Raw genomic sequence first — 12259 nt, 5'->3', positions numbered from 1 at the left:
TTCCGCGGGTATCATCGCCCGCAGTTATCCAACTGATACACAATAAGAAAGATAAGACACACTCTGAAAAACGCACCGCACCCGCAGTGGGGTTTCCAGACGCTCTTCCCCTCTGCGTACGTTATTACCTACACCAAAAGATGGAGAAGGAAACTTATGAAAATAGGTTTTAAAACGCTACTCACGGGTATTGTACTCAGCATGTCTATGGCTTCTGTCGCTGATGCTGCCACCGCTAAAAATGACAAAATCGTTATTGCTCACCGCGGAGCCAGTGGTTATCTGCCAGAACACACGCTACCTTCCAAAGCGATGGCCTATCAGCAAGGTGCTGACTTTCTTGAACAAGACCTGGTGATGACCAAAGACGATCGTCTGGTAGTGCTGCATGACCACTATCTGGATCGAGTGACTGATGTTGCTGAGCGCTTCCCTGACCGGGCACGTAAAGATGGCCGCTATTACGCCATCGACTTCACTCTGGATGAAATCAAATCATTAAAGTTCACCGAAGGGTTTGATATTAAAGACGGAAAAAAAGTGCAGTCTTACCCGGGCCGCTTCCCAATGGGCAAATCTGACTTCCGCATTCATACCTTTGAGGAAGAGATTGAGTTTATTCAGGGTCTGAATCATTCAACCGGAAAAAACATTGGTATCTATCCGGAAATTAAAGCGCCATGGTTCCACCGCAGCGAAGGCAAAGATATCTCAGTGAAAACGCTGGAGGTGCTGAAAAAGTATGGTTACAGCCAAAAAAGCGATAACGTTTATCTGCAATGTTTTGATTTTAATGAACTCAAACGTATTAAGACCGAGTTAATGCCAAAAGCCGGCGTTGACCTGAAACTAGTCCAGCTTATCGCTTTCACCGACTGGGAAGAGACTTTTGAGCCAAACGCCGAAGGTAAACTGGTTAACTATAGCTATGACTGGATGTTCAAACCGGGCGGAATGCAAGAAATCGCTAAATACGCCGATGGTATTGGCCCACAGTATCCGATGTTGCTGGATGTAGAAGCCTCTAAGCCTGAGCATGTGAAGCTGTCTGCTATGGCAAAAGAAGCTCACGACAGCGGCATGGTGATCCACCCTTACACCCTGCGTGCCGATGCCTTACCTAAATATGCTACCAGTATGAATCAACTGCTGGACGTGATGTACAACCAGGCAAAAGTGGAAGGTTTATTCACCGACTTCCCGGATATGGCAGTACAGTTCCTGCAAAAAGAGGGACAGCATAAGTAATTACCGTGGGGCATAGTCGCTTTGAGCTGTGCCTCATTGGTTATCTCATTACTGATATTTGTTTATCCACGATCGTTTAACCGCCACGCACACTGGCGTGGCATATTTCATCAGATAATTGCGGAAACCAGTATATGAAACATCAATACCTTGCTTTGAGCCTCGCGCTTACCACGTTCTCATTTCCTGCTTTGGCAGCAACGAACCTTTGCGACTCCAGCTATCGTGATGCGATTCCTAAATATGAATATCAACTCAAAAAAACCTTTGAAGTGGATGGGCGTCAGGGCATCACTACCGACGGTAAGTTTTACTATGTTTCTGGCAGTACCACTCTGTCGAAATACGACTTGCAGGGCAATCTGATCAGCACCAATAAAACACCGTTCGACGGCTATAAGATTCCAGCCAACCATATTGGTGATATTGATGTGTACAACAATGAAATCTATGTTTCTTCTGAATGGTTTATGGATGGCGTCGGTAAAGATATTCAAATCGCAGTGCATGATGCAGATACACTAAAGCTAAAGAGAACCTTCCCATTCAATCCTGATTCGGGCCAACAGGAAGTTTCCGCCATCACCGTTGATAAAGTGAATAACAGCATTTGGATGGCATCCTGGGTTGGGGAAGAAAGCGGTCGTTATCTGTATGAATACGACCTTGCCAACGGCCAGTACAAACGAAAAGTACACTTACAGCCAGTACCTCAATGGATTCAGGGAATTGTTGCTTATCAGGGAGATATTTACCTGACCGCTGATGATGGTACCGCCGATGACAAAGAGGTCGATAACCTTTACCGGGTTAAAATTGACGGCAATAAGAGCAATGCACCGGTAGTGTTGGAAAGAGCCTTCTCCGATTTTAAAGACTATGGTGAAATTGAAGGCGTCGCCATTAATCCACAAACTCATGAACTGCTGGTGCATTCCAACCGGGGCAAACAAATTGTCCTTGGTATGCCAAAAGGCTTTTATCCGGGGTATGACCGGGAAATCAGTGAAGTTTATGTCTACGGTATGGAGCCGGTTCGCAAAACTAAATAGGCTGACAAAAACAGCCCGACCAGCACAAGTGCTGGTCGGAATTTAACAAATTACACGTCGAAGCGATTATAAATACAGTTTACGCAAATAGTGCATCACTGCATCATCCACATTACTACCAATCACTTCCAGTTGAGGCAGTGTCTGCTTTAAGCGCGGAGAAGCATTTTTCATAATGCAGCCTTTGCCTGCCATCGACAGCATCTCTTTATCATTCATGCCGTCACCAAAGGTAATACAGTCTTTTAGCTCATAACCGAGAATGCCGGAAACGTCCTGCAACGCATGGCCTTTCGACACACCAGCACCCATGATTTCCAGACAGTAATCCAGAGAGAAGCTGGCATTAACCTGACCGTGCCAACGGCGGTTAATCTTCTCTTCCAGACGCAGTAATGTCTCATGATTGGTACAGGTATAAAAAACTTTGCATATACCGTCAGTGGCCATCGAGTTTGGTTCAAACAGTTGATAGCTAAAGTCTGACTCTTTATGGAAGTTTTTCAGATCTTCACTTTCACGATTGGTTAGCCAGTCATCGTTACGATAAACGTGAGTTTCAATATCCGCACTGTCATTTACAATACGGAAAAGTTCATAGGCTATCTCTTCATCCAGATTATGGCTGAAAAGCAGTTCGCCCTGGCCATTATGCACTCGGGCACCATTGGACGTGATCATGTAGGAATCGATCCCCAACCCATCACGAATTTGTCCAACATCTACGTGATGGCGACCGGTAGCAAAAATAAAATTCACACCATGTTGAGAAATTAGCTTCAGTGTCTCTTTAGCGAAGGGGGACAACGTGTGATCTGATTGCAGTAAAGTACCATCCAGATCCGATGCAACGATTTGATACATATAGAATGACTAGCCTCTGACTAAAAAATTATATTTACTGGTTTGAAGATTAATACCGGTCGAAAAAACCTAATATTTCCATCAATGCCTCAGTGCGCAGTTCGTCATGTTCAAACAAAATTTCATGGCGAGCTCCCTCAATCACCCTGGGTGAACCACCTTCACAAGGATGACCCGCATCAGCCAAAGCCTGACAAAAGGCAACATGGGCATCATTATCCACTAAACGCTCCTGACTTGCCTGCAAAATAATCAGCGGCGTAGTAATTTCTGGTGCCAGTTCGATGGCGCGCTCACCAGCCATCATCGACTCACGCACCCAGCGATAAGTTGGGCCGCCAATCCGCAGTTCCGGACGATCTGCATAGTGGCGTGAAAACAGACGGTAGCGATCTTTACTGTGGGTTAATAAATTCACCGCATAGGGCATCGGCAACCAGCGACCGGTACCCATGGCGTAATACTCTCTGGCACCCTGCCAGCGTTCCGTCAGGTCTGTAATTTTTTTCGCCAGCCAGGAGGGCATTGGCAGAGCAATGCCTAACATTGGAGAACAAAGCGCCGCGGCCCTGACAGAGTTTGGATGCCGGGCCAAAAATAGCGCGGCAATTGCGCCTCCCATGGAGTGAGCCAGCAGGAACGCCGGTTTATGATTTTCGGCTTCAAAAATAGTGCGCCAAAAGAATTCAAAATCATCCACATAATCATCAAACTTTTCAACGTGCCCACGCTGCCCATCATCCAGCAGACGCCCGGAAAAACCCTGACCACGATGGTCTAAAATCCAGACGTCATAACCGCAGCGAAACAGGTCATAGGCCAATTCCTGATACTTGATATAGCCCTCGGTACGGCCGGTCGCTACCACAATAGCGCGCTGATTCTCTTCTGCGGTGAATTTCACGTATTTAATTGGCACACCATCGGCGCCGTTAAAACTGCACTCTTCCCTCTGCTGCCAGAAGCTCAATAATGGCCCGGCAACAAATGACGAAAAGCGGTTTTCACGGCTTAGCCACTCATTTTTGAAGGATGAAAAATTGACTGTCATTGGCTTCACATATCCTGTGTTGATAGCTGTTTATCGCCCGTGTCGTGAAAATCATCAATAGAATATTGTGGAATAAAAAACCGATTCAAAAATACAGATCTTTTATAATATAACCCCGATACTACACCTTAGTTTTAACCTTTTCAGCCTTTCCGGCATCTAATTACTGCCATGTCATTATCGTGAAATATATGGCGGCGAAACTACGTTCTTTCAACTGGCCCTATTACTGAACATGCCATGTTATTGATGAAATAGTCACAATGATTACTGTTATCAATAATTGTTATTTTTTGGCGGAGACAAATATGAAAGAACGACTGACCATTGCCTTACTATGTTGTTCGTTTTCCACTCTGGCTGCCCCTCAGATTATTGCCCACAGAGCAGGTACTGATGACGCCCCAGAGAACACGTTAGTGGCTATAGATAGCTCACTTAAAAATGGTGCTAATGCTATCTGGATAACTTTGCAGTTAAGTAAAGACCAGATACCTGTTCTGTACCGTCCTTCAGCACTGGAAAAACTCACCGATAAAACAGGCAAAGTTTCTGACTATAGCCAAAAAGAGCTTGCCAATGTGGATGCCGGTTGGAACTTTGGTGACAACGACCATCCTTTCAGGGGAAAAGGTATTCATATTCCTTCGTTAGAAGAAGTGTTGAAGCAATATCCTGATACTTTCTTCTACCTTGATATCAAATCTCCGGATGCGGAGCCGACAGTATTAGCGAAAGCATTAAGCGATGTGCTCAACAAAAATAATTCGCTAAAACGCATTCGCGTTTACTCTACCGAGGCGAAATATCTGGCGGCCCTGCCAGCAGAGATACCTCGTTTTGAAACTCGTGATGAGACCCGATCTTTACTGGCCAATATTTCTCTTAGCCATACCTGTAACATCAATGCTAAAGATAAGCAGCCGCGCTGGTATGGGCTGGAGCTCAAGCGAGATGTGGAAGTAGTCGAATCTTTCACTTTAGGGGAAGGGCGCTCAAAAGCAACGCTGACCTGGGATGAAGAAGCTATGAAATGTTTCCGCTCGCAGGGAAATGCACACATCATTTTCTTTGGTATTAATAACGAACAGGATTATCAGCAGGCCGTTAAGCTAAAAGCAGACGGTGTAATGGTAAATTCCCCGGCTAAATTTAAATCCATATTGAAACAACGAAAGTCGTAACTCCCATTATCCAACATGAGACTGGCTAAATGGTCAGTCTCGATATGTTTGCTGATTAATTTCCCCCTCCTAGTGACTTATGGCAAAACATCAGATAAAACTATCTGATCCCTGTATTTTTCTTGTGCGGCGGCGCACTGATGGTGATCTATTGTGACTTTCGAGTGGTGGTTAACCTATCTGATAACAACCATTATCCTCAGCCTTTCTCCTGGCCCTGGGGCGATTAATACCATGAGTACCGGAACCACCTACGGGTTTCGCGGTACAATTCCCGCGATTGCTGGCTTACAGGTTGGGTTAGCGGTACATATTGTGCTGGTTGGCATCGGTCTGGGGACGCTGCTGTCTCAATCGGCAATAGCCTTTGAGATGTTGAAATGGCTGGGAGCCGGTTATCTTATCTGGCTGGGAATTCAGCAGTGGCGTACCGCCGGAGCCATCGATTTAAATGCGGTATCTAAAGCATTACCAAGCAGTGGGCTTTTTAAACGTGCCGTATTGGTCAATTTGACCAACCCTAAGAGCATCGTATTTTTAGCTGCCCTGTTCCCACAATTTATCATTCCCCACCAGCCACAGGGCATGCAGTACCTGATTCTGGGTGTAACCAGCATTGCTGTGGATGTCGTCGTCATGGCAGGTTATGCCACACTGGCCACTCACGTCGCCAAATGGTTACGTCAGCCTCACCAAATGAAATTGCTTAACCGCCTGTTTGGTACGCTGTTTATGATGGTTGGCGCCCTGTTACTGTTCGCCCGACGAAGTAATAGTTAACGGGCTATGGGCACGATTATTATTGGATTATAAGTTTTACTGCTGAATAATTTTTCTATATCGAATTATTTTACTTGCGCGCTCCGATACATTTTGTAAGGTTGAAGGGGTCCGCTCACGATAATTCAGTAAAAAGTAACGCGGCAAAGACACTCTCACATTGATTACTGCAAAGTTAGGATTGCTAATATGAAAAACGTCGGTTTTGTTGGCTGGCGCGGCATGGTCGGTTCCGTTCTGATGCAACGCATGATAGAAGAACGTGATTTTGATGCTATCCGCCCGGTATTTTTCTCCACTTCACAAACTGGTCAGGCAGCACCCACCTTCACCGGTCAAAGCGGTACGCTGCAGGATGCCAATGATATCGACGCGTTACGCGCATTGGATATTATTATCACCTGTCAGGGTGGTGACTATACCAGTGACATTTATCCTAAGCTGCGCGCTACCGGTTGGAATGGCTACTGGATTGATGCAGCTTCAACCCTGCGCATGAAAGATGATGCCATTATTATTCTCGATCCGGTGAACCATCAGGTGATCCATCAGGGTCTGAATCAAGGCATCAAAACGTTTGTTGGCGGTAACTGTACCGTTAGCCTGATGCTGATGGCGCTGGGTGGCCTGTTTGCTAATAATCTGGTGGAGTGGGCTTCCGTTGCCACCTATCAGGCAGCATCCGGCGGCGGCGCTCGTCATATGCGTGAACTGTTGACCCAAATGGGCATGCTGCACGCCACCGTTGCCAAAGAGCTACAGGATCCGGCGTCTGCTATTCTGGATATCGAACGTAAAGTAACGGCAGAAATGCGCAACGGCGTATTACCTGTCGATAACTTCGGTGTACCATTGGCCGGTAGCTTAATCCCATGGATTGATAAGCAGTTAGAAAACGGCCAGAGCCGTGAAGAGTGGAAAGGTCAGGCCGAAACCAACAAAATTCTGAACACCGGCTCCGTCATTCCGGTAGATGGCTTGTGCGTTCGTATTGGTGCTCTGCGCTGTCACAGTCAGGCATTTACCCTGAAGATGAAAAAAGATGTTCCTCTGGCGGATATTGAAAGCATGCTGGCAGAACATAACCAATGGGTGAAAGTAGTACCAAACGACCGGGAGCTTTCCATGCGAGAGCTGACACCAGCGGCAGTGACCGGTACGCTTTCTACTCCGGTAGGTCGTCTGCGTAAGTTGAATATGGGGCCTGAGTATCTGTCAGCCTTCACCGTAGGTGACCAGCTGTTATGGGGTGCAGCAGAGCCGCTGCGCCGTATGCTGCGTATTTTACTGCAACAGGCCTGATTATATTACTTCCCCTTTTCGGTTTTTGCCGGAAAGGGGTTTGATTTTATACAAGTAGCCATATCGAACCCTCTATCAACTCACTGATATCAAAAGTGATGTCCCTTCCTGTTATCTGATACCTGATTTTCGTCAATCACACCCTAAAATACATTTTGATCAAACAAATCATGGATGAAAGCCAGATCGAATAATGGAAAAGAGATATTGTGAACGCTCTGTAGGTTTGAAGCCAAATACCACAACGAGACAGATTACATAACTAACTTATTGTTTTATAATTATTAGTCACCATATAATCGCCATTTTGTTATCCATCGACTTGGCATTAAATTAATAATTACTTATAAAAATCATATTGTTAATAAAAAATGCATGCGTTAAATCACAAAAATCAATTAACGCAATAGCCTTAATGTGATAATTATCACAAATAATCAAATTCAATTAACTCAAATAATTGTGACTCCCATCACAATTACTGCCATTATTTCTCCCTCAAAATTTTCAACTATTTGATTTTTATTATTTAAAAAATAAACTCAAATTCAAAAATAACCGATTTTCCCTGCATTGCATTCACTAAAACGGTCGCGTATTTTCCTTTCAGAAGCGTCACATACCCTAAAAAATAAAATGAGAGATACCTATGCGATTAATCGACTTTTTCCCGGAAGCATCGATTTCAGTTAAAAACGCAGCAAGCTCATGGCAAGAAGCCATTGATTTTTGCATGGATCCGCTATTAAGACACGGAATTGTGAATGAGGATTATGTTAAGGCAATCAAAGAATCCACAGAAAATAATGGTCCGTATTACATTCTCGTTCCCGGCGTGGCGCTTCCCCATGCAAGACCAGAATGTGGAGCCTTAAAAACAGGGCTGTCATTAACATTATTAAAAAACGAAGTTCATTTTGGTGAGAATAATGAACCTGTACGTTTACTGATTGGTCTGGCCGCTTCAGATTCGAACGCCCATATTGGTGCTATTCAGTCACTCAGTGAATTACTGTGTGAAGATGAGCATTTAAGTGCGCTTCTGGAAGCCAGCACAGAACAGCAACTCACAGACATTATATCTCGCGTCTAGCATCGCCCTCCCTATAGGAAAATAACATGGAAAATAAGTCTGCTCGCGCAAAAGTCCAGGCTTTTGGGGGATTTTTGACTGCAATGGTCATCCCTAATATTGGTGCATTCATTGCCTGGGGTTTTATTACTGCACTATTTATACCTACTGGCTGGATGCCTAACGAAAAATTCGCCGAAATCGTTGGCCCGATGGTGACCTATTTACTCCCGATAATGATTGGTTCAACGGGTGGTCTTCTGGTCAGCGGTAAGCGAGGGGCCGTCATGGGAGGTATTGGTACCATGGGTGTCATCGTTGGTGCAAATATCCCCATGTTTATCGGTGCCATGATCATCGGCCCTTTAGGCGGATGGATCATCAAACATATAGATCGTTTTCTGGAGAAACGCATTCCTGCTGGTTTTGAGATGGTTATCAATAACTTCTCTCTTGGCATTGCCGGTATGCTTCTTTGCCTTTTAGGATATGAAGTTATTGGCCCGGCGGTTCTTGTCGCTAACAATTTCGTAAAACAGGGTATCGAAGCATTGGTACAGACCGGGTATCTACCTTTGCTCTCACTGATTAATGAGCCAGCCAAAATCCTCTTCCTGAACAATGCCATCGATCAGGGTGTTTATTATCCACTTGGCATGCAACAAGCCTCTGAGGCCGGAAAATCTATCTTCTTCATGGTTGCATCAAACCCAGGGCCTGGTTTGGGACTACTACTCGGATTCGCTGTCTTTGGTAAAGGAATGAGCAAAAAGTCTGCACCCGGTGCAATGATCATTCATTTCCTCGGTGGTATTCATGAACTGTACTTCCCGTATGTCCTGATGAAACCGTTGACCCTGATAGCAATGATTGCCGGTGGCATGTCTGGTATCTATACCTTCAACTTACTCGGCGGTGGTCTGGTTGCCGGCCCAAGCCCTGGCTCCATCTTCGCTTATCTGGCGTTAACGCCGAAAGGGTCATTCTTTGCAACGATTGCGGGAGTAACCGTTGGAGCCGTTGTTTCTTTTGCTATCACCTCGTTGATTCTGAAAATGGAAAAAAATGTTGCCGTTGAAAACGAAGATGATTTTGAAAAATCAGCCAATGCCGTCAAAACAATGAAACAAGAAGGCACGCTGTCCATGCCTCAAATTCAGCGTATTGCTTTCGTATGTGATGCCGGCATGGGGTCCAGTGCTATGGGAGCGACCACCTTCCGTAAACGATTAGAAAAAGCGGGCCTTAATATCGATGTTAAACACTACGCGATTGAAAATGTCCCTACGGATACAGACATCATCGTGACTCACGCAAATCTTGAAGGGCGGGTAAAGCTGGTAAGTGATAAGCCATTAATTTTAATCAATAACTATATTGGCGATCCAAAATTAAACGACCTGTATGAAACACTTATCACCGAATCTAAACGCTAATATTGAGGCCATTATGAAAACTAAAGTCGCTGCTATCTATGGCAAACAAGATGTTCGTTTGCGTGAGTTTGAATTACCGGAAATTACCGATAATGAATTATTGGTGAGTGTGATATCTGATAGCGTTTGCCTGTCGACGTGGAAAGCGGCCTCACTCGGCAGTGAGCATAAACGTGTTCCGGACGATTTAGAAAACCACCCGGCAATTACCGGTCACGAATGTGCCGGCGTCATTGTTGAGGTAGGAAAAAACCTCCGGGATAAATATAAGAAAGGACAGCGCTTTGTGTTACAACCCGCGATGGGCCTTCCTTCTGGTTACTCTGCCGGGTATAGCTATGAGTATTTTGGTGGCAACGCGACCTATATGATTATTCCGGAAGTCGCGATAAACCTGGGATGTGTTTTACCTTATCAGGGTTCATATTTTGCGGCAGCTTCACTGGCTGAGCCAATGTGCTGCATTATCGGTGCCTATAATGCCAATTACCACACCACCCCCTATGTTTACGAACATCGTATGGGGATCAAAACCGGCGGTAATCTGGCACTGCTCGCCTGCGCAGGCCCCATGGGGATTGGTGCAATTGATTACGCCATTAATGGAAATATTCAGCCTGCTCGAGTGGTTGTGGTGGATATTGATGAAACACGTCTGGCTCAGGCTAAAAAGCTTCTGCCGGTTGAGCTTGCCGCTGAAAAAGGCATCGAGCTGATTTATGTCAATACGACCGGTATGACCAATCCTGTCGAATCCCTGCGGGCGCTAACCAATGGGGAAGGATTTGACGATGTGTTTGTTTATGCCGCTGTACCTTCCGTTGTGGAAATGGCTGATGAATTACTGGCAGAAGATGGTTGTCTGAACTTCTTTGCCGGCCCAACAGATAAGAACTTTAAGATCCCATTTAACTTCTACAATGTGCACTACAACAGCACTCATGTTGTCGGCACCTCGGGTGGCTCCACCGATGATATGAAAGAAGCCATTGCCCTCAGTGCTACCGGTCAGTTACAGCCATCATTTATGGTGACTCATATTGGCGGCCTTGACGCCGTACCGCACACGGTACTCAATCTGCCGAACATTCCTGGCGGTAAAAAACTTATCTATAACGGCGTAACAATGCCGCTGACCGCCATCGCTGATTTCGCTGAAAAAGGAAAAACCGATCCTCTGTTCAAAGAGCTGGCGCGGCTGGTGGAAGAAACTCACGGTATCTGGAACGAAAAAGCGGAGCAATATCTGCTGGCACAGTTCGGCGTTGATATCGGGGGAGGTGTTGAATGAGGCCACTAGTCTGGTCGTTGGTGCGCACAACGGAACAGGCGGCACTTGCCGCCTGGCCAAAGGTCGGATGCGGCGACAAAAATATCATAGACGGGCTTGCGGTTACGGCCATGCGACAAGCGCTCAATAATATTCCAATGCGGGGGCGTATCGTTATTGGTGAAGGTGAGATAGATAAAGCCCCAATGCTGTGGATTGGTGAAGAAGTGGGGAGCGGCGCCGGGCCAGAGGTAGATATTGCGGTTGATCCCATTGAAGGTACGCGAATGGTGGCTATGGGCCAGAGTAACGCTCTGGCAGTCATGGCGTTCTCTCCGCGTGGCAGTATGTTTCATGCCCCTGATATGTATATGAGAAAACTGGTGGTTAATCAGAAGGCTGCAGGGGCGATTAACCTTTCACTATCACTGGAAGATAACTTACGCAATATCGCTAAGGCACTCAATAAATCTCTTGATACGTTGCGCATGGTGACGCTGGATAAGCCACGCTTACAACCAGCGATAGAAGAAGCGTCCCGTTTAGGGGTTAAAGTTTATGCCCTTCCGGATGGGGATGTCGCCGCCAGCGTGTTGACCTGTCAGCAGGATAATCAGTTTGATGTGATGTATACCATTGGCGGCGCGCCAGAAGGTGTGATATCAGCCTGCGCGGTTAAAGCCTTTAACGGTGACATGCAGGCTGAGCTCATCGATTTTTGTCAGGCTAAAGGTGAATCAACCGAAAACCGGCGCATCGCAGAAAATGAAAGAACCCGATGTGCAGAAATGGGAGTCGATATTAATCGGGTTTATATGCTTAACGAACTGGTTACCAGCGACGACATTCTATTCTGCGCCACCGGCGTTACAGGAGGAGACCTTCTTAGTGGGATACAACAACAGGCATGCGGGTTACGCACTCAAACGCTGCTCATCTGTGGCGCGGACCGGACATGTAATATGGTAAACTCCGTCCATTCCTGATGATTTATTGAGAG

Annotated in this window: 11 protein-coding genes; 9 read left to right on the top strand and 2 right to left on the bottom strand. The window is 45.9% G+C overall.

The genetic code is table 11. From position 1 onward, the window contains the following. Positions 1 to 156 precede the first annotated feature (156 nt). Entirely contained in the window at positions 157 to 1248 is a 1092-nt protein-coding gene (glpQ, locus tag I2494_RS09895) for a glycerophosphodiester phosphodiesterase (protein WP_218466681.1), read from the top strand. 134 nt (positions 1249 to 1382) lie between these two features. Next, on the top strand, positions 1383 to 2300 hold the full coding sequence (locus I2494_RS09890; RefSeq protein WP_218466680.1) for a hypothetical protein: 918 nt from the start codon (positions 1383 to 1385) through the stop codon (positions 2298 to 2300). A gap of 66 nt (positions 2301 to 2366) precedes the next feature. Here I2494_RS09890 and yigL read toward each other — a convergent pair whose 3' ends face one another. After that, complete coding sequence (gene yigL, locus I2494_RS09885) at positions 2367 to 3164, bottom strand: sugar/pyridoxal phosphate phosphatase YigL (protein ID WP_218466679.1); 798 nt, start codon at positions 3162 to 3164, stop codon at positions 2367 to 2369. 49 nt (positions 3165 to 3213) lie between these two features. Continuing rightward, on the bottom strand, positions 3214 to 4215 hold the full coding sequence (gene pldB, locus I2494_RS09880; RefSeq protein ID WP_218466678.1) for a lysophospholipase L2: 1002 nt from the start codon (positions 4213 to 4215) through the stop codon (positions 3214 to 3216). Between the two features lie 308 nt (positions 4216 to 4523). Between pldB and I2494_RS09875 the strand changes: the two genes are divergently transcribed. From I2494_RS09875 to glpX, 7 genes are all read left to right on the top strand, one after another. Further along, positions 4524 to 5399: a glycerophosphodiester phosphodiesterase family protein gene (locus tag I2494_RS09875; RefSeq protein ID WP_218466677.1), complete on the top strand. Its 876-nt coding sequence runs from the start codon at positions 4524 to 4526 to the stop codon at positions 5397 to 5399. A 153-nt stretch (positions 5400 to 5552) separates the two neighbouring features. Further along, positions 5553 to 6179, top strand: coding sequence for a homoserine/homoserine lactone efflux protein (gene rhtB, locus I2494_RS09870; RefSeq protein ID WP_218466676.1), 627 nt, complete (start codon positions 5553 to 5555; stop codon positions 6177 to 6179). A 189-nt stretch (positions 6180 to 6368) separates the two neighbouring features. Next, complete coding sequence (gene asd / locus I2494_RS09865; protein ID WP_130593230.1) at positions 6369 to 7481, top strand: aspartate-semialdehyde dehydrogenase; 1113 nt, start codon at positions 6369 to 6371, stop codon at positions 7479 to 7481. Between the two features lie 649 nt (positions 7482 to 8130). Further along, positions 8131 to 8574, top strand: coding sequence for a PTS mannitol transporter subunit IIA (cmtB, locus tag I2494_RS09860; protein ID WP_218466675.1), 444 nt, complete (start codon positions 8131 to 8133; stop codon positions 8572 to 8574). Positions 8575 to 8600: 26 nt separating this feature from the next. Continuing rightward, complete coding sequence (locus tag I2494_RS09855; protein WP_218466674.1) at positions 8601 to 9989, top strand: PTS mannitol transporter subunit IICB; 1389 nt, start codon at positions 8601 to 8603, stop codon at positions 9987 to 9989. A gap of 13 nt (positions 9990 to 10002) precedes the next feature. Next, positions 10003 to 11280: a zinc-binding dehydrogenase gene (locus I2494_RS09850; RefSeq protein ID WP_218466673.1), complete on the top strand. Its 1278-nt coding sequence runs from the start codon at positions 10003 to 10005 to the stop codon at positions 11278 to 11280. After that, positions 11277 to 12245: a class II fructose-bisphosphatase gene (gene glpX / locus I2494_RS09845; RefSeq protein WP_218466672.1), complete on the top strand. Its 969-nt coding sequence runs from the start codon at positions 11277 to 11279 to the stop codon at positions 12243 to 12245. Before I2494_RS09850 ends, glpX begins: the two co-directional genes overlap by 4 nt. Positions 12246 to 12259 lie beyond the last annotated feature (14 nt).

This window comes from Limnobaculum allomyrinae (assembly GCF_016649425.1).
GTDB lineage: Bacteria > Pseudomonadota > Gammaproteobacteria > Enterobacterales > Enterobacteriaceae > Limnobaculum > Limnobaculum allomyrinae.
The sequence above is the reverse complement of the archived record's forward strand: the minus strand, read 5'-3'. Positions and strand labels throughout refer to the sequence as shown.